Below are 24,170 nucleotides of genomic sequence, written 5' to 3' on the forward strand. Positions count from 1 at the left end.
GTCCCATGTTCCCCTTTCATTCTCAATATTCCTATTATAGCTACCCCTCAAAAAGCAGTCAATTTGAACGCAAAAAAAGACCCCCTTCTATTCGAAAGTGGAGCCCCGTAATGCGGACATCGTCAAATAGTTCATAAAGCTCGTCGCTTTAAGGGAAAGTATATCATTAACGAGCTTGTGCAGCGGAGGAATACCCTCCTTTTCATATTTATGGCTGACGCAATTCCACACGTCCTTACTTGTGACATGCTCATAGCCTACGAGAATCAACTCGTCCGCCTTACTTTGACAGAGCATCTCAATTGCGTCATCCCAATCCTGCTCATTCAGCTCTTCCATACCCACGATGGCCGTTCCTCCTCCCAGCGACTACCGGTTCCGCAGATCAGCAATTAGCGGGGTTATTGACTGCTTTGTAGAACATTTCTGTCCTGATCCTGGAAAACCCTTCTTTTCGTTGAAAATAGCCTTAAATCAACAATATATGCATTCATTTCGCTCGTCAATAGCAGAATTCACCACTCGCCCTCTTGTTGTCTAAATCACTTTGTTTCTGAACGGAAAAGCTTGTCATGAACATGGACAGGTCCAGCATATCTTCTAAAGTAATGCATAGACGCAGAATTACATTTTGGGGAAGAGGGAGTTGCGATTGAAAAAGCAGACTTTCATCCATGGAGCAATCATTTTATTGGCAGCGGGAATTATTAACCGGATACTTGGTTTTATTCCCCGAATCGCACTCCCGCGTATCATCGGCCCCGAAGGAGTTGGCTTGTACCAACAGGGGTATCCCTTTTTTATCGTTCTGGTGACGCTTATTACAGGAGGCATCCCTCTTGCGGTAGCCAAGCTTGTAGCCGAAGCTGAAACGGCTGGACAGCCCGAAATGTCGCGGCGTATTTTGCACACCAGCCTGCGCTTCACCATTACACTCAGTCTGATCGCCATGGTGCTCTGTCTTGTGTTCGCGCCTTGGATCACAAGCCATCTCCTGACCGACAGTCGCGTGTATTATACATTTGTGAGCATGAGCCCAATGATTGTCATTGTAGCTGTTTCTTCAGCTTATAGGGGCTATTTTCAGGGAAAGCAAAATATGATCCCTTCCGCCAGCTCCTCCATTGCGGAGACCGTTATACGCATTTTTTGCGTCATTTGGTTTGCTTACTTGTTACTTCCCCATGGGGTAGACTACGCTGCTGCAGGTGCCATGCTCGGTGCTCTGGCGGGCGAATTCATTGGCATGATTGTACTGCTATGGCAATACGTGTGTAACCAGCGAAAAGATCGCATCCTTCAGCCAAAGTCGCCTGTCCCCTCTTCTGAAGTTCATCCCGAGCAATCATCCGTTTTGTCACGTCTTATGTCTATATCCGTTCCCGTTACTGCTGGAAGGCTTGTCAGTTCCTTATCCTATTTGCTCGAATCTATCTTGTGCATGCGCAGCCTTGCCGTAGCAGGCATCGCAACTGGCGTGGCAACCGCACAGTATGGAGCCATGCAGGGCATGGTCATTCCTGTGTTATTACTACCTGGGGTTCTAACCAGTTCGCTAGCAGTTTCACTCGTTCCTTCGTTATCCGAAGCAGCAGCTAAGGGGCATATTACAGCCATTCACAAACGTCTACATCAATCGCTTCGGCTCGCTTTGGTTGCAGGAGCCCCATTTGCCGTTATCATGTATGTATTGGCAGAACCTCTGTGTCTGCTACTCTACAATAATGGCGATATTGCAGGCATGCTTAAGCTCATGGCACCTTTTGCTCTTTTTATGTACATTCAGGCCCCGCTTCAGGCAGCACTTCAGGCATTAGACCGTCCTGGAAGTGCCTTATTAAATACCTTTATCGGAGCCGTTATCAAAATTGTACTGATCGTCTGGCTTGCTTCCCAACCTCAGTATGGTATCTATGGAGCTGTCATCGCCATTTGTATTAATAGTGCCATTGTTACTCTCCTTCACGGCTTCAGTGTCAGCAGACTGCTTCGCTTCCGCGTACGTTTGCTCGATTTCTGGAAGACCGGGATAGGCATGATCATCATGGCAGCAGCAGTATTATATACCTACAGACATCTAACGATGTTCAACCAAATGTGGCTTCAGTTTATTTTTGCCGCAGGATTGGGAATTATACTGTACCTTTTCCTAATGACCTTGATCAAAATGATTGATTGGGACAACCTTACACGCATTCCAATCCTGAGAAGATGGTTTAAAGCATAAGAAACCTAATCTGAAGATTTTCCATAGGCCGGTGGTGTAATGTACACATCACCTCTATGGTTAACTGAGCATAAAAAAACATCCTTAAAATCTTTGTGTCCCTTCGCTTGAATTTGATTCTTAAGCCAAAAACGGTTCATATCCATCCGTTCCAAATTTCTATCCAGCACTTTGCCATCCATGATTAATGGAATAGGCAGTCCCTCATATCTAAACTTTCCACCGATTTGTGGAGAAGGATGGACTTTATTCACCTGTTGCTCTTTGTTTGTCAAATCTGTTCCGTTTAATTCCTGCTTCATTTTCTCGTGTTCCACTCCATCATTATCATCCTTACCTATAACCGTTAGCTTACCTGTCGTTTCCAAAATAACATATTCAACTTCGTCCAGACTTTCTATATTTTGTTCGCGAAGTTGTAACAGCAAGTCATCTAAATTATAACGTTGTTTTACCATTTCATCCTTGTTTAATTGTCCATTAGAGTACAATACACTGGGCCTACCATCAAATAGTAAGCGCAGTCGCCGACTTTTCAGACTGAAAAATGAAATACCTATTTGCAAAATTAACAGCACTCCTAAAGGAATCAACCCTTCATAAAGTGGACGTTTTATATCCTCCAGGCTGAATACAGCAATTTCTGCAATCATAATGGATATGACGAGATCGAAAACAGACAATTTGCCGATCTCCCGTTTACCCATCAAGCGCATCACCAGATATACAATAAAATACATGAGCAGCGTCCGAAAAATATGAGCAAAAATATCGTGACTCAATATGTTCGCCTCCTCCCCTGTACTTGCAATAAGACATGAGTCGTTCATTGTACACGTATTCTGACCGTTCCTCACTTGGCTCATACAAAAAACAAAAGGCTAAATTATTGAAATAAAGAGAAAGACTGCTTGCGACTTGGTACTAAGCCGGGAGGCTTGGCCATAGAATGATAATAGTTCAAACCTTGGTACAGGAGGAATTATCAATGGAGCTCATTCGCCGCTGGTGTTCGTTTCGTCTGGCCCATCCCATTTTATCTGGTTTATTTTATGCTTTTGCATGGATGCTGCTTGGCGCATTGATTCTTTCATTACTCTTGTGGCTGACACAGATGCAGGAACAGGACTTATCATTGTATACGTACATCGTCCATGCATTCGCCATGCTATCTGGCGGCTTCGTCGCCGGTAAAAGATCCACAAACAAAGGCTGGTATCAAGGCGGTATTACAGGCATCCTGTATGGACTAATCGTTCTTCTGGTCGGTTTTCTGGCATTGGATGCGGGCATGAACGGCAAGGACCTGTTACACTTAGGTTTCGCGTTTGTCATAGGCGCAGGTGGTGGGATGTTTGGCATTAATCTCAACAAGTAATCAAATTGTTTGTATCCATGTAATAAAACAACACAAAAAAACCGAGCCTCCTTAAAGGCTCGGTTTTTGCATAACGGTCACCAGCATTTTACGATTTGGAAACAACTTCCTCAGATGCCGTGTCTTTTGCAATCGCGTTGCTGATTGCACTGCGGTCAAAGGTCAGCTTCGTGACATCATTCACACGCAAAACTACTACATCATCCGTAATCTCCATAATTGTACCGTGAAGACCTCCGATTGTAATTACTTTATCTCCCTTTTTCAAAGCTTGAAGCATCGTTTGACGCTGCTTTTGTTTTTTCTGATTCGGGCGAATCAGCAAGAAATAGAAGATTACAAACATCAGAGCCAGTGGCCAGATCATTTGGAAAAGTCCGCCAGTTCCACCGGGTGCAGTAGCGGCTGTAGCAAAATGAAACATGTTAAATCCCCCTTTCGTATACTCTCCCTAAAACTTAAAAGCCTTTATCATTATCATGAAGACCGTACTGCTCAAAAAATTCATCTCGGAAATCAAGCAGCCTGTCATCCATAATCGCTTGTCTGACATTACGCATCAATTGTATTAAGAAATGCAAGTTATGATACGTTGTCAGTCGAAGCCCGAAGGTTTCATCCGCTTTAATCAAATGTCGCAAGTAAGCACGTGAATAATTGCGACAGGTATAACAATCACAAGCGGGATCGAGCGGGCCAAAATCACTTGCATATTGGGCATTGCGAACGACAAGACGACCTTGGCTGGTCATCGTTGTCCCGTTGCGAGCAATTCGGGTTGGAAGTACACAATCGAACATATCCACACCACGGATAGAGCCTTCAATCAAAGCATCAGGCGAACCCACGCCCATCAAATAACGTGGCTTGTTGGTGGGAAGCAGAGGAACCGTATAATCGAGCACTTCATACATCAAATGTTTCGGTTCACCTACGCTCAGTCCACCAATAGCATACCCCGGGAAATCCATGGAAGTCAAATCCGCAGCGCTTTGCTTGCGCAGATCTTCATGCATGCCTCCCTGAACAATGGCAAACAGACCTTGATCATGAGGACGCGCGTGTGCCTCTAGACAACGCTCAGCCCAACGGCTGGTGCGTTCCAGTGACTTTTTCACATACTCATATTCAGCCGGAAACGGCGGGCATTCATCGAAGGCCATCATAATATCTGAGCCAAGCGAGTTTTGAATTTCCATCGCCACTTCTGGTGAAAGAAACTTCTTATCTCCATTTAAATGAGAGCGAAAATGAACACCCTCTTCTGAAATTTTACGCATTTCACTTAAAGAAAACACCTGGAATCCGCCGCTGTCTGTTAAAATAGGGCGATCCCAATTCATAAACTTGTGCAGCCCACCCGCTTCACGAATAATATCGTGTCCGGGACGAAGAAACAAATGGTACGTGTTACTCAAAATAATTTGAGCATCCATCGCTTTCAGTTCCTCAGGACTCATCGTTTTAACAGTCGCTTGAGTTCCCACCGGCATAAAGGTTGGTGTCTCAATAACTCCGTGAGGTGTGTGTACACGCCCGAGACGAGCTCCCGATTGCTTGCAGGTTTTAATATGTTCGTATCTTATTGCTGGTGCCATATTTTCTCTACCATCCTTAATTAATAAATGAACATTGCGTCCCCGAAGCTGAAGAACCGATATTGTCGGTCAATCGCCTCCTGGTAAGCATGCATAATATTCTCCCTGCCCGCCAGTGCGCTGACCAGCATAACCAAGGTGGATTTAGGCAAATGGAAATTCGTAATCATCGCATCCACCACACGGAATTCGTAGCCTGGATAAATAAAAATCTGTGTCCAGCCACTGCTGGCCTGCAGCACTCCATCTGCGAATGTATTGCCCACCGTCTCCAGCGTTCGACAACTGGTTGTTCCCACTGCCACGATTCTCCCACCGCGCGCCTTGGTTGCATTAAGTACATCTGCCGTTTCCTGTGATAATGAATAATACTCTTCGTGCATGACATGCTCTTCAATCGTATCCACAGACATCGGTCTGAACGTCCCTAAGCCAACATGAAGTGTGATAAAGGCAACGGTAACGCCCTTCTTTTTAATCTGGTCCAGCAATTCTTCTGTAAAATGCAGCCCTGCCGTTGGAGCCGCAGCCGAACCTTCATGTCGAGCATAAACGGTCTGATAACGCTCGCGATCATCCAGTTGTTCCTTGATATACGGCGGAAGCGGCATCTGCCCCAGACGGTCCAAGATCTCCTGAAAAATACCGTCATATGAAAATGAAAGCACCCTTCCGCCCATATCTCCTTCTTCCTCAATTACTGCTTTCAGCTCATCACCGAAAACAATAACAGCACCCTTTTTTAGCTTTTTACCGGGTTTCACCAATGCTTCCCATCGGTCCCCTTGCAGTTGCTTAAGCAGCAAAACCTCAGCCTTAGCTCCCGTGTCTTCCTTGATGCCAAACAAGCGTGCAGGAATCACTCTCGTATCGTTTAATACCAGCGTATCCCCTGGTTGGAGATACTGCACAATATCCGAAAACGTATGATGACCCACTTTACCGTTATTTTTGTTTAACGTCAGTAATCTGGAAGCGCTCCGATCAAGCAAAGGTGTCTGTGCAATTAATGTTTCAGGCAGTTCAAAATCGTAGTCGTTTACATTCATATATTGGTCAGTCCTTAACTATATCCACATTTTTGTAATAGTGTTGCAAAATTTTCTTGTAATCATACCCCTGCTCGGCCAAACCGTTGGCACCCCATTGGGATAAGCCCAAACCATGACCATTTCCTTTACCTGTAAAAATAAAGCTTTGTGTTTTGTCAATGACTCGTGCATGACGATCTTCATTCATGACGATCACCCCGTTACCACTTGAAGTACTGCTGCCAGATGCGGACAGGATTTGAGTGCCTTGTGTACCACTTACATGAGAAGTAGCCCCATCAGCGCCTAATACAGTATAACTTCCGGTACTCGCAATATCAAACAGTGTGCTCGGGAGTCCGCCCATTGCTGAGCGAAACATATCCGGATATTTCACTTTCAAAGGGGATCCGTTCGCTTCAACCTCCAACACTCGCCCTGATGGACCACGTTTGGTGACATCGAGGTGATTAATAGAGGAAGGCACCGTGCCCGTTACTTTCCCTTGCAGGGATTTAGCAAGCTGAGCTGACGTAAAGGGCCCCCGCACCCATGCATAGTCTCCGGACTGAGGCACCTTTTCTAATACAATGATCTCTTCGCCCGGCTGCGCCTTGGCTATTGGTGTAACCGTCGATTGAATTTGGGGAATAGGACGCACATTTGTATTTTCCGCAGTGACGGTGATTTTGTCTAACCCCGCTTCTGTGACACCCTCCAGTTCCTTAGCATTATCCTCACGAATATACCCTGTCTTGCCACTGGAGAGAAGTACATGATACCACTCCTGTGCTCCTTTTTGCGCTGAAGTATCTCCCGAGCTGTCTACGCTGGCAAAGGCTTCGCCACCACTGTTCCACACCTCTGAGGCATCTGCTGTCACACCGCCCGCATTAGATGAAAATACAGCTTCGACCACTTTGCCGCCACTTTTAATGACTTCACCAGCTGTTGCATCTACAGCCTCATTGACATTGGCATGTTCCGAGCTCTTACCGTTGTAAGCCTGGCTTAACGTGCCATCTACTACATTGCCGATCTGAAACCGATTGCCTTGAGCAAGCGCGTAGCTACGAGCCGCTACCGCTTGAACCTTGAGCGCTTCATCTGGCCATGAGGAATAGACCTCTGCTCCTACCACGGAATACAAATACTGCTCCAGAGGAACTTCATTCACAAGCGCCAGCTGGCCTGACGTCATGGCAATCTCCATCTCGCCGCGATATGTACGCTGTGATCTCTCCATCACTTGTATTCCATCATTACCGCCGTTGACAATTACCTTGCTATGATCAGAACCACTTAGCATGTAATGAGACATCACCTGCGAGCCAGTCGTGACTCCTGCTTCCTGTCTTATAATGAGGCCGGTTTGAGTAGCATTAACTTTAGACAGCGTGAGTCTCGGCTGCTTGCTCTCCAGCTCTGTTTTCAAAGCCGACAGCTTGCTGTCATTACTTTCTTCTCCAACCCATACAGCATACTGGCCTCTTGATTGAATTACAGTAAAAGCATCAAAGCCTGCCGCAGCAATTGTCGTTCGAACGAGATTAGCTTCCTGCTCGCTTCCGTAGCTTCCTGTGGACCAATGCTTGTTTCCCTTAACCTCGGCCTGCGCTCCGGTTGCGGAGGAAATCCGCTGTACAGCAGCCTGCGCAGACTGCTCACTAGCATATATTCCCGCGTACACTTGATACACTGAGCTACCATTTTTTGAACCGATAAAAACCGTAGGTTTATCATTAGTCTTTTGCAGGGCTTGGGCCGCTTTTATCGCCGCTGCTTCATTTCCTTCAAGTACCTTCACCCGATAGCTGTCTACACTAAAACGAGCCGTACTGTCTGGCAGTCCCATCCAAGTTTGAAAACTGCCCCCACTGTTCTGTCCAACACTCAGACCTCCTGATGATTTCAAGGTTACAGCGGGGACTGTCGCTTTATATTTGCTACCTAGATCCGCAAAAATCACTACACGAATATCCTCTTGGGCGGCAGCAGCGTGAACGCCCGAAGACCAAGGTATGCACACTGTAGCTAATACCATAATCGCTGCTGCTCGTTTGGCCCGGCCCATCCATGCACCGAAAATACTTTTTCGGTTAAATGCTTCTCCACTCATTTCTGGCTCCCCCAATCTAGCTGTCTAGCACTTATATTGCGTAATTTATCGGGATCTCGACCCTTGTCTATCCCTTTAAATACATCGGCGGAATAAACCAAAATATGAACCCGCTCGAATCTTACTTACACTCTCACTTCCCTCAATCATCCGTCAGCCAATATCGTATTCACCATAATTGCGTGTAATCATGCAATGATTTTTTGAAAAGCATCATGTTTCCTACTCACCGTGGATCCGTTGGCAGTGGGATTCCAAGGTGGCCATATGCCGCCGGAGTCACTGTTCGTCCCCGAGGTGTTCTTTGTAAAAGGCCAATTTGTAACAAATAGGGCTCGTACACATCCTCAATTGTCTGACTCTCCTCACCAATAGTTGCAGCAATGGTGTCCAATCCTACAGGCCCGCCCCGGAATGAATGAATCATGGCCTTAAGCATTTTATGATCAATTTCATCCAGCCCGAGTGGATCTATTTGAAGTCTCTTTAGCGCCTCTGCAGCCAACTCAGAATGAATAATACCGTCTCCAGCAACCTGGGCAAAATCACGCACCCTTTTTAACAGTCGGTTAGCAATACGCGGGGTCCCCCGTGAACGCAATGCGATTTCCTCCGCCGCATCCCCAACAATCTCAATCTCCATAATATCCGCATTCCTAGACACGATGTAAGCCAGCTCGTCTGTCGTATAAAACTCTAATCGACTAATAACACCAAACCGGTCACGCAATGGCGCAGAGAGCAGCCCAGCGCGCGTAGTGGCCCCTATAAGGGTAAAGGGTGGCAAATCCAGACGGACCGAACGTGCACTCGGGCCTTTGCCAATCATAATGTCCAGCGCAAAATCCTCCATCGCCGGATACATGACTTCTTCCACCGTACGATGAAGGCGATGAATCTCATCAATGAACAAAACATCACCCTCTTGAAGATTGGTCAGCAATGCTGCCAAATCTCCCGGTCTTTCAATTGCAGGACCTGAAGTCGTACGCAAATTAACCCCCAACTCATTGGCGATAATGTTAGCAAGAGTTGTTTTACCCAACCCAGGCGGTCCGTACAACAGTACATGGTCCAACGCTTCTTTACGCATTTTGGCCGCTTCAATATATACTTTCAGATTTTCCTTAACCTGATTTTGCCCGATATATTCATTTAGATAACGGGGGCGAAGGCTTAGCTCCGCCGTCTGGTCTTCCATCATCAAATTGGCGGAAATAATCCGGTCATCCATGTTCCATCGCTCCTCTTTTCACCAGACATTTGTTAGCGGACATCATCGTCCTATCCGGCAAACAACAGTTGCAAAGCCCGCTTCATCAAAATATCGGCAGATTCATCAGGTTTCGCATCTTTCTTCATTCTGCTCCATACCTTATCCAACTCAGCATCCGTGTAACCGAGCGCCTTGAGCGCCTCACGGGCCTCGCCCCAATATGAACCTTCGCCTTCTTCTACGACAGGCTCAGCAAACAATCCGGTTGCCATCCCCAACGAGCCAATACCGTCCAGCTTGTCTTTCAAATCCAGAATCATACGTTGTGCCGTCTTTTTACCGATCCCCGGTAACTTGGTGAGAAATGTGATATTCTCCTGATAAATCGCCGTTACCACATGAGCAGGCGTACCGCCTCCTAAAATACCAAGCGCAACACGCGGTCCAATACCAGATACATCAATCAGTTTACGGAAAAGCTGCTGCTCCTCACGGGTCGCAAAACCGAACAGTAAAATAGCATCTTCCCTTACATGATGGTGAATGTAAATAACCACTGGACCTTCAGTTTTGGCGAACGCGTAAGGATTCGGACAAAATACCCTATACCCTACACCCTGCACATCTAAAACAACATATTCATTTTCCAAATGGGCCACAGAACCACGCAAGAAATCTATCATTTTCGCAATACCTCATTTAATTTTGAATTTAGTCCATAGGAGTGCGCATGACAAATAGCCACCGCCAAAGCATCCGCTACATCGTCCGGTTTGGGCACAACTTGAAGCTTTAGGAACATTCTAACCATTTCTTGTACCTGTTTCTTCTCAGCCTTACCATACCCTACAATAGCCTGCTTTACCTGCATCGGTGTGTATTCACCTATAGGCAAATTACGTTGTTTTGCAGCTAGTACCAGCACCCCACGTGCCTGACTTACAGACATAGCGGTTGTAACGTTGCGATTAAAAAAGAGCTTTTCCAGTGCTACCGCATCAGGCTTATATTTATCTATTAATTGCAACATGCCTTCATACACATGAAGCAGCCTTTCTTCTTCCGGTGTATGAGCCTCAGTCTGGATACAGCCATACTGCACAGGAACTACTTTACTGCCAATCTTGTCTACAAACCCGAAGCCCACAATGGCAATACCCGGATCAATTCCTAAAAAACGCAAAAAAATCTCTCCCCTATCGCTCAAACATGGCGTACCTAACCAAAAGCCAGCGTTATCCTGAATATAATCATGGCCAAATACCATATAAAGCGAACATATGTGTCGTTCTTTTCATTATAACAAAACTTTGTATCTAATAGAGGAAAAAATTTAAACGTGAGTAAAAACATAAAAAGAGACGCTTCAAGCCTCACCACATGGGCAATGCCTAACGTCTCGTAGTTGTAATCAATAGTGCTGCTTTAATACCCTTTGTGTTCGCTCCAGGGCAAAGTCACTAAAAGTGGAGATTACACTGTTATACTCATTTATATCCTGTACACGTATTCCCTGCTGAAGTTGTTTATATACCCCTTCTGGCAAGGCCGTCTCCATGGAACCCACATCCAATTGAAAAAAAGTGCGGATAACTTTTTCCTTTTTAGGTAGCCCTTCATACAGTGTAAGCTGCCCGTCAGTGCTTAACCCCATGTATCCATGCTCTTTGCATGACTCTGACAAGTCTTCCACCCTGCGCTCCAGCCACACCTCTCCTTTGGTATTAAGTCGTCCCTTCCAATCGGGATGTTGCTTCAGTAAGGTCTCTAGCTGCTGTGAACTTAGCGTTCCCAAGGAAAGTGTTTCCGTACCACACACGTAGGTGGTTAACAGACGGGTCTTCCTGCTTATACCGGAAGCACGAATACTTTGCAATAGTTGCATCTGTGAGGAGTGATCTTCAGTTGGACTCAGATGTAAAGCCTCCTCCATGCTCTCCTCTGCCATGACGGTAGTAGCGAGTGGCTGTGACAACATAGCCTGCAAATAATTCGAAAACAGAATACCCAACCCTGCCAGCAAACAAGCCGCACCAAAAATGCTGCATGCCCACACTGTTCTTCTCCACTGTTTCCAGCGCCGTTTCATCTGTTTTTTCCAACTTAATCGCTTCACAGTAATCCCTTCCGTCCCACTTTTTGTGTTAGTGTGACCTGAGGATTACTGATTTATACAAAAAGATATGAATATAAAAAAAAGCCGCTGCTTCCAGCGACTTTCCTTTTGAATCGGGATGACACGATTTGAACATGCGACCCCCTGGTCCCAAACCAGGTGCTCTACCAAGCTGAGCTACATCCCGAAATAGATGCCGGTGAGAGGACTCGAACCTCCACGGTTTCCCTCACGATTTTGAGTCGCGCGCGTCTGCCAATTCCGCCACACCGGCTTATGAAGTTAATGGCGCGCCCTGAGAGATTCGAACTCCCGGCCTTTTGATTCGTAGTCAAACGCTCTATCCAGCTGAGCTAAGGGCGCAAATATGGAGCGGACGACGGGAATCGAACCCGCGACCCTCGCCTTGGCAAGGCGATGCTCTACCGCTGAGCCACGTCCGCAATATCATTATATCCATGACATATAAGTTCATGAATGGTGAGCCATGAAGGACTCGAACCTTCGACACCCTGATTAAAAGTCAGGTGCTCTACCAACTGAGCTAATGGCTCCCAACAGGGTAATATAACTTTGTAAAAATGGCGGAACTGACGGGATTCGAACCCGCGATCTCCTGCGTGACAGGCAGGCATGTTAGGCCTCTACACCACAGTTCCATAGCAGTTTACATTCAAAAGTTAATTGGTTGCGGGGGCAGGATTTGAACCTGCGACCTTCGGGTTATGAGCCCGACGAGCTACCGAACTGCTCCACCCCGCGATAATATTAGGTACTGCTTTTTAAATAAATGGTGGAGGCTGAGGGGCTCGAACCCCCGACCCTCTGCTTGTAAGGCAGATGCTCTCCCAGCTGAGCTAAGCCTCCATACTACTTATGACCCGTAGGGGATTCGAACCCCTGTTACCTCCGTGAAAGGGAGGTGTCTTAACCCCTTGACCAACGGGCCATACAATAAAATAATTATGGCGGAGAGAGAGGGATTCGAACCCTCGAGACGCTTTTGGCGCCTACACGATTTCCAATCGTGCTCCTTCGGCCAACTCGGACACCTCTCCATATGGCTCCCCGAACAGGACTCGAACCTGTGACAACTCGATTAACAGTCGAGTGCTCTACCAACTGAGCTATCAGGGAATATTAATCATAAAGCTCTGCTTGGCGACGTCCTACTCTCCCAGGACCCTGCGGTCCAAGTACCATCGGCGCTGGAGGGCTTAACGGTCGTGTTCGGGATGGGTACGTGTGGAACCCCTCCGCTATCGCCACCAAACATGAATTTGCTATGCAAATTCTACATTCAAGGTTACACCCTGAAAACTGGATCCGAAACTTATTTGCGTTTTACTTTAGGATAAGCCCTCGACCGATTAGTATTGGTCAGCTCCATGCATTACTGCACTTCCACCCCCAACCTATCTACCTCGTCGTCTTCAAGGGGTCTTACATACTGGGAAATCTCATCTTGAGGGGGGCTTCACGCTTAGATGCTTTCAGCGCTTATCCCTTCCGTACATAGCTACCCAGCGGTGCTCCTGGCGGAACAACTGGTACACCAGCGGTACGTCCATCCCGGTCCTCTCGTACTAAGGACAGCTCCTCTCAAATTTCCTACGCCCACGACAGATAGGGACCGAACTGTCTCACGACGTTCTGAACCCAGCTCGCGTACCGCTTTAATGGGCGAACAGCCCAACCCTTGGGACCTACTTCAGCCCCAGGATGCGATGAGCCGACATCGAGGTGCCAAACCTCCCCGTCGATGTGGACTCTTGGGGGAGATAAGCCTGTTATCCCCAGGGTAGCTTTTATCCGTTGAGCGATGGCCCTTCCATGCGGTACCACCGGATCACTAAGCCCGACTTTCGTCCCTGCTCGACTTGTAGGTCTCGCAGTCAAGCTCCCTTCTGCCTTTGCACTCTTCGAATGATTTCCAACCATTCTGAGGGAACCTTGGGGCGCCTCCGTTACTCTTTAGGAGGCGACCGCCCCAGTCAAACTGCCCACCTGACACTGTCCTCGTACCGGGTCACGGTACCAAGTTAGAACCTAGATACGATCAGGGTGGTATCCCAAGGATGCCTCCTCTCAAGCTGGCGCTCAAGATTCAACGGCTCCCACCTATCCTGTACAGATCGTACCCAAATTCAATATCAAGCTGCAGTAAAGCTCCATGGGGTCTTTCCGTCTTGTCGCGGGTAACCTGCATCTTCACAGGTATTAAAATTTCACCGGATCTCTCGTTGAGACAGCGCCCAAGTCGTTACGCCATTCGTGCGGGTCAGAATTTACCTGACAAGGAATTTCGCTACCTTAGGACCGTTATAGTTACGGCCGCCGTTTACTGGGGCTTCGGTTCATAGCTTCGCCCCGAAGGGCTTACCACTCCCTTAACCTTCCAGCACCGGGCAGGCGTCAGCCCGTATACTTCGCCTTGCGGCTTCGCACAGACCTGTGTTTTTGCTAAACAGTCGCTTGGGCCTTTTCACTGCGGCCCCCTCGGGCTATTCACCCTACCGAGGCACCCCTTCTCCCGAAGTTACGGGGTCATTTTGCCGAGTTCCTTAACGAGAGTTCTTCCGCGCGCCTTAGAATTCTCTTCTCGCCTACCTGTGTCGGTTTGCGGTACGGGCACCTTCTCCTGGCTAGAGGCTTTTCTTGGCAGTCTGAGATCATGACCTTCGCTACTATAATTTTCGCTCCCCATCACAGCCCAGCCTTAACGATGTGCGGATTTGCCTACACACCAGCCCCACTGCTTAGACGGACATCCATCAGTCCGCGTCACTACCCTACTGCGTCACCCCATCGCTCATAACGGATTACGGTGGTACAGGAATTTCGACCTGTTGTCCTTCGACTACGCCTATCGGCCTCGCCTTAGGTCCCGACTTACCCTGAGCGGACGAACCTTCCTCAGGAACCCTTAGGCTTTCGGCGGATCTGATTCTCACAGATCTTTTCGTTACTCATACCGGCATTCTCACTTGAATGCAGTCCAGCGCTCCTTACGGTACACCTTCAACCCGCATTCAACGCTCCCCTACCCCTGATGCAAGCATCAAGCCATAGCTTCGGTGGTGTGTTTAGCCCCGTTACATTTTCGGCGCAGAGTCACTCGACCAGTGAGCTATTACGCACTCTTTCAATGGTGGCTGCTTCTAAGCCAACATCCTGGTTGTCTGTGCAACTCCACATCCTTTCCCACTTAACACACACTTGGGGACCTTAGCTGATGGTCTGGGCTGTTTCCCTTTCGACAATGGATCTTAGCACTCACTGTCTGACTCCCGGAACTAAATCTATGGCATTCGGAGTTTGACTGAGCTTGGTAACCCTTGCGGGCCCCGCACCCAATCAGTGCTCTACCTCCACGATTCTTCTTTCCGAGGCTAGCCCTAAAGCTATTTCGGGGAGAACCAGCTATCTCCGGGTTCGATTGGAATTTCTCCGCTACCCCCACCTCATCCCCGCATTTTTCAACATGCGTGGGTTCGGGCCTCCAGTGCGTGTTACCGCACCTTCACCCTGGACAGGGGTAGATCACCCGGTTTCGGGTCTACGTCCACGTACTCAAGATCGCCCTATTCAGACTCGCTTTCGCTGCGGCTTCAGCTCTTCACCTTAACCTTGCACGGGAACGTAACTCGCCGGTTCATTCTACAAAAGGCACGCCATCACCCATAGATCGGGCTCTGACTTCTTGTAAGCACACGGTTTCAGGATCTATTTCACTCCCCTTCCGGGGTGCTTTTCACCTTTCCCTCACGGTACTGCTTCACTATCGGTCGCCAGGGAGTATTTAGCCTTGGCAGATGGTCCTGCCGGATTCATACGGGGTTTCACGTGCCCCGCACTACTCGGGATCCGTCTCGGAGGGAACAAGTTTTGAACTACAGGGCTTTTACCTTCTCTGGCGGGCCTTTCCAGACCTCTTCATCTAACCGGTTCCTTTGTAACTCCATGTGAGACGTCCCACAACCCCAAGGAGCAAGCTCCTTGGTTTGGGCTAATCCGCGTTCGCTCGCCGCTACTGACGGAATCACTATTGTTTTCTCTTCCTCAGGGTACTTAGATGTTTCAGTTCCCCTGGTCTGCCTCTATTCTGCCTATGTATTCAGCAGAAAGTGACTGTCGATGAAGACAGCCGGGTTTCCCCATTCGGACATCCCCGGATCAAAGCTTGCTTACAGCTCCCCGAGGCCTTATCGTTGTTCGCCACGTCCTTCGTCGGCTCCTGGCGCCTAGGCATCCTCCGTGTGCTCTTTGTAGCTTAACCTAGACTTTTCTTTCAAAGAAAGAAAATGTCGATGTTTGATAAAGAATGATTTTTGCTAAAAGCAAAATATCTTTCCTTACCTGCTACCTTTATTTCACTTGTTTACACAAGATCAGCTTAAAGGAATATTCTAAAACGCAATTTCGTTTCGGTATCCAGTTTTCAAGGTGCAAAGCTGTAAACAACCAGCTTTTTTGAGAGTTTGAGCTCTCAAAACTGAGCAACGAGTGAGTAGTTTTTGAAGCTTACGCTTCATATTTGAATGTTTCCGCTCTCCGGAAACGATTCTCCATAGAAAGGAGGTGATCCAGCCGCACCTTCCGATACGGCTACCTTGTTACGACTTCACCCCAATCATCTACCCCACCTTCGGCGGCTGGCTCCCTTGCGGGTTACCCCACCGACTTCGGGTGTTGTAAACTCTCGTGGTGTGACGGGCGGTGTGTACAAGACCCGGGAACGTATTCACCGCGGCATGCTGATCCGCGATTACTAGCAATTCCGACTTCATGTAGGCGAGTTGCAGCCTACAATCCGAACTGAGACCGGCTTTTCTAGGATTGGCTCCACCTCGCGATTTCGCTTCCCGTTGTACCGGCCATTGTAGTACGTGTGTAGCCCAGGTCATAAGGGGCATGATGATTTGACGTCATCCCCACCTTCCTCCGGTTTGTCACCGGCAGTCTGCTTAGAGTGCCCAGCTTGACCTGCTGGCAACTAAGCATAAGGGTTGCGCTCGTTGCGGGACTTAACCCAACATCTCACGACACGAGCTGACGACAACCATGCACCACCTGTCTCCTCTGTCCCGAAGGAAAGGTCTATCTCTAGACCGGTCAGAGGGATGTCAAGACCTGGTAAGGTTCTTCGCGTTGCTTCGAATTAAACCACATACTCCACTGCTTGTGCGGGTCCCCGTCAATTCCTTTGAGTTTCAGTCTTGCGACCGTACTCCCCAGGCGGAATGCTTAATGTGTTAACTTCGGCACCAAGGGTATCGAAACCCCTAACACCTAGCATTCATCGTTTACGGCGTGGACTACCAGGGTATCTAATCCTGTTTGCTCCCCACGCTTTCGCGCCTCAGCGTCAGTTACAGCCCAGAGAGTCGCCTTCGCCACTGGTGTTCCTCCACATCTCTACGCATTTCACCGCTACACGTGGAATTCCACTCTCCTCTTCTGCACTCAAGCTCCCCAGTTTCCAGTGCGACCCGAAGTTGAGCCTCGGGATTAAACACCAGACTTAAAGAGCCGCCTGCGCGCGCTTTACGCCCAATAATTCCGGACAACGCTTGCCCCCTACGTATTACCGCGGCTGCTGGCACGTAGTTAGCCGGGGCTTTCTTCTCAGGTACCGTCACTCTTGTAGCAGTTACTCTACAAGACGTTCTTCCCTGGCAACAGAGCTTTACGATCCGAAAACCTTCATCACTCACGCGGCGTTGCTCCGTCAGGCTTTCGCCCATTGCGGAAGATTCCCTACTGCTGCCTCCCGTAGGAGTCTGGGCCGTGTCTCAGTCCCAGTGTGGCCGATCACCCTCTCAGGTCGGCTACGCATCGTCGCCTTGGTAGGCCTTTACCCCACCAACTAGCTAATGCGCCGCAGGCCCATCCACAAGTGACAGATCGCTCCGTCTTTCCTCCTTCTCCCATGCAGGAAAAGGATGTATCGGGTATTAGCTACCGTTTCCGGTAGTTATCCCTGTCTTGTGGGCAGGTTGCCTACGTGTTACTCACCCGTCCGCCGCTAGGTTATGTAGAAGCAAGCTTCTACATAACCCCGCTCGACTTGCATGTATTAGGCACGCCGCCAGCGTTCGTCCTGAGCCAGGATCAAACTCTCCATTAAAGACCAACCGAAGCTGGTTTATAGAAAGAGCGATAAGCTCATGTTGAAACTGACGAGATAAAAATATCTCTTGTTTGATTTTGCGAACAAAATCGTTTTACTCACTCGTTGTTCAGTTTTCAAAGATCAAACCTGCATAATGCCTTACTTTGTTTCACCACCGCATCTCAGCGGCGACTTAAATAATATATCATGTTTTCTACGTCTTTGCAACACTTTTTTTCAAAAGAATTTTTTAATCAATTCTGCTTTGTTTTCGTGTTGCTAACTATCTTGCAAAAGACAGCTATAAGAATATACCACAAAATTACGCTAGAAGGCAACACCTTTTTTTAGTTTTTTTCTCATCTTTAAAATCACTGCATTTAAATAAAGAGACCATTATTCCCACAAGCAGAATAACAGTCTCTTTAACATTCATTTCTTCCTCTTAATGAATAATAAAGCCGGGCACTACCAGGAGGTTCCTCTCCTTTTACATATAGCCACGTCAGTCCTTAATCCACGGATTTTTACGCGAACGTGCATTATAGGATGAGGAGCCGGATTTTTGCTTTTTATTAGTAGCATTTTTACTGGAAACCTTGGCTTTGGATGTCTCTTCTTTGGATGTACTGCCAGAGCTGTCTTTTGATTTACCTTTACGTACGCTACGATCCTTTGGTTTAGAAGAAGAGCCAACTTCATTTTGGGATGCAATAGTCAGATTGTTACCAATCTCCTGCGATCCTGGAATTGCTGGTGCCGACTGTACGTTCTCTTCCCGGCATCCACAGTCTGGCATAAACATATAGGGTGTTGTATATCCCTCTAATGGATACATAGGTGCATTCCCATGCGCAAACGGATGATAAGGGGAATTCGCAGATTGTTGTCCTTGTAGTTGGCTATAATCGGACACGTGCCCACCCGCAGGCGAACCATATGGAGGTCCTCCCCATGCCTGGCTCCATTGACTGCCCTGGACTGCACTCTCTGGATACTGCTGTGGATGCCCTTGATGGATAAATGGAGGATAGACAGGGTAGGATGCATTTTCAGACGCCTCATGACTCGGATAATATCCAGGGGCGCAGCAATCTGAATAGGCAGGATAAGGTGTTGGATGGGCATTTATAGGTGGTGTCTGCACAGGCCCCCAGCACCATGGATGCTCACAATCATGATGATAGCCCTGATCAGAAACTACAGTAGGAGAGGCGTGTTCTGCTAAGGAGGTATTAATAGGCGCATTCCCCCAAGTTTGAGGAGACTCAATCCCCGGATACCACGAGTTCGGCATTGCATTTATTTGTGGGCTATAATCAAATGTCGGCTGTTGTATCGACCACTCGGAATTTACCATCGGCTCCGATTTTGTGCAGCCGCAAAATTTTTCAGCTACAGGTTGCTTCACAACAGTTGTAGGAAGCTGTGGCTTAGATGCGATGGGTTGGGTAACTATAGGTTGCATTTGAGGTGGAGCAGGTGGAGTAACTATGGGCTGCATTTGAGGTGGAGCAGGATTTACGGGTGCCATAGGAACTTCAGGCAGTTTTAATTCAGGAAGCTTAGGAGGATTCACTGTTTCTTTCGGCTGTGTCATCTCTTCTTTAGGGCTAGGCATATTCTCCTGCTTAGGCTGCGTCAACTCCTCCTTGGGCTGGGTAAGTTCTTGCTTGGTTGGGGATTCAGGTTTAGGCTGTGTCATCTCTTCTTTGACTGCGGTATTTTTTTTATTCTCAGTAAAATCAGACGCCTCTTCTTTGTAGTGTGGAATATTAACTGTTTCTCCAACCAGAAGTGCGTTCGGGTTTTTAAGCTGGGAATTGGCATCAATAATTAGCTTAAGCGGTACATTCCACGCCTTGGACAACTTCCACAATGAATCTCCTTGCTTAACCTTGTGTTGATATACCGTTGACGGCTGTGTTTCCATCGTAACAGGGTCTGTTGGAATTTTAATTTTCTCGCCGATACTCAACTGATTAGGGTCTGCCAATTGGGGATTGGCGGCAATAACTTTCTCCAGCGTCACATTATACTTCTGTGCCAGCAAGTACAGAGTGTCACCTTTTTTGACGATGTGTATTTTCACAGGTCACAAACCTCCTAGACTTTCGTTCGGGCGGGATAAACGCCCGGCTTCTGTTATTACATCCTATGCACCTCCCGGGCGAATGACCCCATACAAACAAAAAAATCCTCTCAACCGAATACTCACGCGAGCATTCAGTTAAAAGGATTCGGTTTTATTTTAGTCCTGCCACACTTTGTAGCCATCCTGATCCACAATCTTACGGAACTCAGCCAGGAGCTCCAAAGTCACTGGGCCAGCAACGCCGGAGCCGATCGTACGACCATCCACTTCATAAGCTGCAATAACTTCTGCCGCAGTTCCTGTAAAAAACACCTCGTCCGCAACATATACATCATGCAGTGTAAAAGGTTGTTCCTTAAGAGGGTATCCAAGCTTAGCACACAAATCGATAATAGCATTACGAGTAATCCCTTCAAGCGCCCCTAAATAGCAAGGAGGTGTATATAACACTCCGTTTTTGACAATGAAAATGTTGTCCGCAGAGCCTTCCGTCACATACCCTTGGGAATTGAGCATAATAGCCTCACCTACACCAGCATAGTTAGACTGGATCTTCACGAGGATATTGTTGAGATAGTTCAATGATTTAATCTTCGGATTCAAAGCGTCCGGGATGTTGCGACGCTGAGAGACAGAAATTGTCTTCAGGCCAGTCAAGTAAGCTTCTTCCGGGTAAATGGCGAGCTGCTCCACGATAATGATGACACTCGCCTTCGCACAACGAAGAGGATCTAAACCTAGATTTCCTGCACCTCGGGATACAATCAGACGGATATATCCGTTACGCATTTCGTTAAGACGAATCGTTTCAGCCATTGCTTCCAACATTTCATCAGGAGACAAAGGAATGTTTAACTGAATGGATTTCGCAGAATCATACAGACGCTCCAAGTGCTCCTTACATTTAAAAATATTCCCGTTATATATACGAATGCCCTCAAATATACCGTCTCCGTACAAGAATCCATGATCATATACGGAAACCTTTGCGTTTTCCTTAGTCACATGCTGCCCATCCAGATAGATCCATTGTTCTGCCATTAAAACCACACCTCCGATTAATGTTCCTTTAAAATAGGTTCGATCGCTGCTTCAACATACTTGTAGCTTGGATAAGAGCCAAGAACACGTACATGGCACCCCAAAGCCTCGATCTCTGCAAAGGCTGCCGGAAGCAGCACGGAATGCAGAGATTCCAAAACTTCAATGTAAAAATAATAATTCCCCAATTGCTTTTTGGTCGGACGCGATTCAATACGGGACAGATTTAACCTGCGCCATGCAAATGCGGATAAAACCTGATGCAGCGCTCCCGGGAAATCCTGCGGCGGCGTGACCAAAATACTGGTTCGCTGACCTTCAGGCGTACCCGGGAGACTTATAGGTTGATGACCGATCAAGACAAAGCGGGTAAAGTTGTTATCGTGATCCGTCACTTTGCTGGCCAAAATATCCAATCCATGTTTGGCAGCCGCAAGCTTGGTTCCGAGAGCGGTCCAGCCTTTACCGGGGTTATGTTTAACAATTTCGACGGCTTCTGCCGTACTTCCTGCACTCTCCAACTCGGCCTGAGGAGCGGAAGCCTGTATGAATTCTTTACACTGGGGAAGCGCCACAGGATGAGACATAATTTTGACCACTTTGCTCAAATCCAGCTTGTCCAAATCCTTCGTAAATTCACTACGATGACCAATAAGATTTTGAATTGAAGGATATACCCATTCCGCCTGCATTTGAATGTCTACTTCATGTACAAGCCAATCCATATGCAAACTTACAGAGCCATCAATCGTATTTTCAATGGGAATTACACTATAGTCTGCCTGACCCTTGTCTACTGCCTGAAATACGTCCGCAATATGTTTGTAAAAAAGTAATTCATGGGACGTATCTCCTAACAAATACTTAATCGCTTCATGAGAAACAGTCCCCTCAGGAAGAAGTGCAATTCGTTTCATATCGTAAGTTCCCCTTTAATCATATCCATAAAAGGGAGAGTATTCCCTTCTGTATATACTTTAACTCCTTCATTCTCAGGACGCAATTTTAAAACAGAAGCAGTGATCCCCTCTTTGTTCATGGTATCCGTTAAATACTGCTCCAGCTCTGCTTTCCGATTTTCTCGCCGATCTGTCAATGCCAGCAACGTTGGTCCAGCCCCACTTAGAGCCACACCCAAAGCACCATAATGGTGCGCATCCTGCAAGATCTCTGTCATACCTGGCACAAGTGCCGCGCGGTAAGGCTGATGAAGCTGATCACGCATCGCTTCGGCGATTAAATCGGTTCGTCCCGACGCCAATGCTGCTACCAGCATGGAAGCATGACTTATATTATATACAGCATCCTTCAACGATACATGAGCGGGTAGAACCTCTCTGGCTTTCGACGTGGACAGCTGAAAATCTGGAATAACTACCATAACCTCCAGATTAGCATCTGGTTCAAGCCGTAAATGCCTAGCATGCTCGCCGTCCCACATCGCTGTAATAATACCACCAAACAGGGAAGCCCCAACATTATCCGGATGTTTTTCAATGGCGCTTGCCATATCGAACAGCTTGGAATTCGGCAGAGGCGAGCCAATCAACGTATTGGCAGCGACCAAGGCGCCCACAATAGCAGAAGCACTGCTGCCCAAACCACGAGTGAGCGGAATATCCGAGTACATCGAAATATCGAGCTCAGGAACAGATACACCTGCTTCCCGAAAAACCATTTGTGCTACCTTGAAAATCAGATTAGTTTTATCTTGGGGAACACCATTCATTTCATCTCCGTATAAATGAAAAGCCGTCTGTTCGGCCTCCTTCATTTCAATCCATGCATATAAGGACAATGCCATGCCCAATGTATCAAAGCCGGGACCCAAGTTGGCCGTACTCGCAGGCACACGCACTCTTGCTGTTTTTAAAACGGTCATACAGACAATTCCTCCTGCTTTTATTGACTATCCCTCTACTCGATATACGCTCTTGATGCGACGAATGACGTCTAAAGTTTCAAAATGCTCCAAAACCTTTTTCATACTCGCTTTACTGGCTAAATGAGTCACGATAATAATTTCAGCATCGGGGTTAACCTCATTCGGTTGCTGCACAACAGATGCCAGACTGACATTAAATTCAGCAAATACTTGCGTAATCCGTGCCAACACCCCTGCTTTATCATCCACATGCAGAAGCACGAAGTTTTTGAAATACACATCTTCGTCGTTACTAATTTTTTTAGGGTTGTAAGGAACGATGGCTTTCAGCCCATTGACACCAAGTTTGAGATTTTTCACTACAGCTACTAAATCAGCTACAACCGATGTTGCCGTCGGCATTTCACCTGCACCCGCACCATAAAACATGGTTTCACCCACTGCTTCACCATGCACATACACCGCGTTGAATACCCCGTTCACCGAAGCCAATGGATGCTGCTTGCGTACCATGGTCGGCTGAACATTAATCGTAAATTCATCACCCTGACGCTCTGCAATGCCGAGCAATTTCATTTCATATCCTAGTTTTTTAGCAAAAGCAATATCTTCACTGGTTACCTTTGAAATGCCGCTGACACTTACATCCTTGAGCTCTACATTAGAGCGGAAACCGAGCGTGCCGAGAATTGCCATTTTACGAGCTGCATCCAGTCCTTCCACGTCTGAGGTCGGATCGGATTCAGCATACCCAAGCTCCTGCGCTTCCTTGAGAACTTCCTCGTACGAGGCTCCTTCCTGACTCATTTTTGTTAAAATAAAGTTGGTCGTACCGTTCACAATCCCCATAATGCGGGTAATACGGTCGGAGGAGAAACCTTCAATGAGTGTACGAATAATCGGGATACCGCCTGCTACACTAGCTTCATAAAAAATATCACATTGCTTTTCCTGCGCCTTTGCCAATACTTCAGAACCGTGCAAAGCCATTAAGTCCTTGTTAGCTGTTACGATATGTTTACCCCGCTCCAACGCTTCAAGAATGTACTCCTTCGTCTGATCAACCCCGCCCATGACTTCGATAATTACATCAATTTCAGGGTCTCGAATAACTTCCCATGGGTCCTCAGTAAGCTTGGCCGTGTCCACTTCAATGGAACGATATTTTTCTATGTTTTTTACAGCTATTTTTTCAATGATGATCGGTGAACCGACTTGTCTGCTCAAATCTTCCTGATTGCCTTCTACGATTCGAACGACTCCCGTTCCTACCGTCCCCAAACCTAACAATCCTACTTTGACCGGTTTCATCCATTCCCCTCCCGCAAACTTATATCTAATGAACTGTA

17 protein-coding genes, 11 tRNA genes and 3 rRNA genes are annotated in these 24,170 nt (G+C 47.4%); 2 read left to right on the forward strand and 29 right to left on the reverse strand.

Annotated elements, in window-relative coordinates:
- Positions 1-87 precede the first annotated feature (87 nt).
- Positions 88-345, reverse strand: coding sequence for a post-transcriptional regulator (locus AOU00_RS06300; RefSeq protein ID WP_069290198.1), 258 nt, complete (start codon positions 343-345; stop codon positions 88-90).
- A gap of 307 nt (positions 346-652) precedes the next feature.
- Here AOU00_RS06300 and spoVB point away from each other — a divergent pair, with 307 nt between their 5' ends.
- Positions 653-2,227, forward strand: a complete 1,575-nt coding sequence (gene spoVB, locus AOU00_RS06305; protein WP_069290199.1) for a stage V sporulation protein B — start codon at positions 653-655, stop codon at positions 2,225-2,227.
- A gap of 5 nt (positions 2,228-2,232) precedes the next feature.
- Here the strand turns inward: spoVB and AOU00_RS06310 are convergent, their stop codons facing one another.
- Positions 2,233-3,009 carry a YetF domain-containing protein gene (locus AOU00_RS06310; protein ID WP_069290200.1) on the reverse strand — a complete coding sequence of 259 codons (777 nt, stop codon included), beginning with the start codon at positions 3,007-3,009 and terminating at the stop codon, positions 2,233-2,235.
- Positions 3,010-3,215: 206 nt separating this feature from the next.
- Between AOU00_RS06310 and AOU00_RS06315 the strand changes: the two genes are divergently transcribed.
- The gene (locus tag AOU00_RS06315) at positions 3,216-3,605 is read left to right on the forward strand and encodes a TIGR04086 family membrane protein (RefSeq protein WP_061829378.1); all 390 of its coding nucleotides are present in this window, start codon (positions 3,216-3,218) and stop codon (positions 3,603-3,605) included.
- A gap of 88 nt (positions 3,606-3,693) precedes the next feature.
- Here AOU00_RS06315 and yajC read toward each other — a convergent pair whose 3' ends face one another.
- The 27 genes from yajC to AOU00_RS06450 all read right to left on the reverse strand — a co-directional run bounded on the left by yajC (position 3,694) and on the right by AOU00_RS06450 (position 24,132).
- Positions 3,694-4,029 (reverse strand): preprotein translocase subunit YajC, encoded by a 336-nt coding sequence (gene yajC, locus AOU00_RS06320; protein ID WP_069290201.1) that lies wholly within the window; start codon positions 4,027-4,029, stop codon positions 3,694-3,696.
- Between the two features lie 34 nt (positions 4,030-4,063).
- Positions 4,064-5,203 (reverse strand): tRNA guanosine(34) transglycosylase Tgt, encoded by a 1,140-nt coding sequence (gene tgt, locus AOU00_RS06325; protein ID WP_039275028.1) that lies wholly within the window; start codon positions 5,201-5,203, stop codon positions 4,064-4,066.
- A gap of 20 nt (positions 5,204-5,223) precedes the next feature.
- Positions 5,224-6,252 (reverse strand): tRNA preQ1(34) S-adenosylmethionine ribosyltransferase-isomerase QueA, encoded by a 1,029-nt coding sequence (gene queA / locus AOU00_RS06330; RefSeq protein WP_069290202.1) that lies wholly within the window; start codon positions 6,250-6,252, stop codon positions 5,224-5,226.
- Positions 6,253-6,259: 7 nt separating this feature from the next.
- Positions 6,260-8,353: a SpoIID/LytB domain-containing protein gene (locus AOU00_RS06335; RefSeq protein ID WP_069290203.1), complete on the reverse strand. Its 2,094-nt coding sequence runs from the start codon at positions 8,351-8,353 to the stop codon at positions 6,260-6,262.
- A 226-nt stretch (positions 8,354-8,579) separates the two neighbouring features.
- Complete coding sequence (gene ruvB, locus AOU00_RS06340) at positions 8,580-9,587, reverse strand: Holliday junction branch migration DNA helicase RuvB (RefSeq protein WP_069290204.1); 1,008 nt, start codon at positions 9,585-9,587, stop codon at positions 8,580-8,582.
- 50 nt (positions 9,588-9,637) lie between these two features.
- On the reverse strand, positions 9,638-10,252 hold the full coding sequence (gene ruvA, locus AOU00_RS06345; RefSeq protein ID WP_061829382.1) for a Holliday junction branch migration protein RuvA: 615 nt from the start codon (positions 10,250-10,252) through the stop codon (positions 9,638-9,640).
- On the reverse strand, positions 10,249-10,752 hold the full coding sequence (gene ruvC / locus AOU00_RS06350) for a crossover junction endodeoxyribonuclease RuvC (protein WP_013311580.1): 504 nt from the start codon (positions 10,750-10,752) through the stop codon (positions 10,249-10,251). Before ruvC ends, ruvA begins: the two co-directional genes overlap by 4 nt.
- Positions 10,753-10,980: 228 nt before the next feature.
- Positions 10,981-11,685, reverse strand: coding sequence for a BofC C-terminal domain-containing protein (locus AOU00_RS06355; protein WP_069290205.1), 705 nt, complete (start codon positions 11,683-11,685; stop codon positions 10,981-10,983).
- A 113-nt stretch (positions 11,686-11,798) separates the two neighbouring features.
- A tRNA-Pro gene (locus AOU00_RS06360) sits at positions 11,799-11,872 on the reverse strand.
- A gap of 7 nt (positions 11,873-11,879) precedes the next feature.
- Positions 11,880-11,959, reverse strand: a tRNA-Leu gene (locus AOU00_RS06365).
- A gap of 12 nt (positions 11,960-11,971) precedes the next feature.
- Positions 11,972-12,048: transfer RNA gene (locus AOU00_RS06370), tRNA-Arg, on the reverse strand.
- A 5-nt stretch (positions 12,049-12,053) separates the two neighbouring features.
- A tRNA-Gly gene (locus AOU00_RS06375) sits at positions 12,054-12,128 on the reverse strand.
- Between the two features lie 35 nt (positions 12,129-12,163).
- Positions 12,164-12,239, reverse strand: a tRNA-Lys gene (locus AOU00_RS06380).
- A 28-nt stretch (positions 12,240-12,267) separates the two neighbouring features.
- Positions 12,268-12,344 (reverse strand) — tRNA-Asp (locus tag AOU00_RS06385).
- A 26-nt stretch (positions 12,345-12,370) separates the two neighbouring features.
- Positions 12,371-12,447, reverse strand: a tRNA-Met gene (locus tag AOU00_RS06390).
- A gap of 29 nt (positions 12,448-12,476) precedes the next feature.
- A tRNA-Val gene (locus tag AOU00_RS06395) sits at positions 12,477-12,552 on the reverse strand.
- A gap of 10 nt (positions 12,553-12,562) precedes the next feature.
- Positions 12,563-12,634: transfer RNA gene (locus tag AOU00_RS06400), tRNA-Glu, on the reverse strand.
- A 17-nt stretch (positions 12,635-12,651) separates the two neighbouring features.
- Positions 12,652-12,743: transfer RNA gene (locus AOU00_RS06405), tRNA-Ser, on the reverse strand.
- A 3-nt stretch (positions 12,744-12,746) separates the two neighbouring features.
- Positions 12,747-12,822, reverse strand: a tRNA-Asn gene (locus tag AOU00_RS06410).
- Positions 12,823-12,841: 19 nt separating this feature from the next.
- Positions 12,842-12,958 (reverse strand): 5S ribosomal RNA (rrf, locus tag AOU00_RS06415).
- Positions 12,959-13,035: 77 nt separating this feature from the next.
- Positions 13,036-15,964, reverse strand: a 23S ribosomal RNA gene (locus tag AOU00_RS06420).
- A 295-nt stretch (positions 15,965-16,259) separates the two neighbouring features.
- Positions 16,260-17,815 (reverse strand): 16S ribosomal RNA (locus AOU00_RS06425).
- Together the 16S, 23S and 5S rRNA genes with 11 tRNA genes alongside form the textbook arrangement of a ribosomal RNA operon.
- A gap of 490 nt (positions 17,816-18,305) precedes the next feature.
- Positions 18,306-19,892: a LysM peptidoglycan-binding domain-containing protein gene (locus tag AOU00_RS06430; protein WP_069290206.1), complete on the reverse strand. Its 1,587-nt coding sequence runs from the start codon at positions 19,890-19,892 to the stop codon at positions 18,306-18,308.
- Positions 19,893-20,051: 159 nt separating this feature from the next.
- Positions 20,052-20,936, reverse strand: a complete 885-nt coding sequence (gene ilvE, locus AOU00_RS06435) for a branched-chain-amino-acid transaminase (protein ID WP_025722735.1) — start codon at positions 20,934-20,936, stop codon at positions 20,052-20,054.
- A gap of 17 nt (positions 20,937-20,953) precedes the next feature.
- Positions 20,954-21,853, reverse strand: a complete 900-nt coding sequence (gene pheA / locus AOU00_RS06440) for a prephenate dehydratase (RefSeq protein WP_029518431.1) — start codon at positions 21,851-21,853, stop codon at positions 20,954-20,956.
- Positions 21,850-22,818 carry a homoserine kinase gene (gene thrB, locus AOU00_RS06445; RefSeq protein WP_069290207.1) on the reverse strand — a complete coding sequence of 323 codons (969 nt, stop codon included), beginning with the start codon at positions 22,816-22,818 and terminating at the stop codon, positions 21,850-21,852. Before thrB ends, pheA begins: the two co-directional genes overlap by 4 nt.
- Before the next feature lie 27 nt (positions 22,819-22,845).
- A complete protein-coding gene (locus AOU00_RS06450; protein ID WP_069290208.1) occupies positions 22,846-24,132 on the reverse strand; it encodes a homoserine dehydrogenase in 1,287 nt (428 codons plus the stop codon).
- Positions 24,133-24,170: the final 38 nt, after the last annotated feature.

The organism is Paenibacillus polymyxa (genome assembly GCF_001719045.1).
Classification (GTDB): domain Bacteria; phylum Bacillota; class Bacilli; order Paenibacillales; family Paenibacillaceae; genus Paenibacillus; species Paenibacillus polymyxa_B.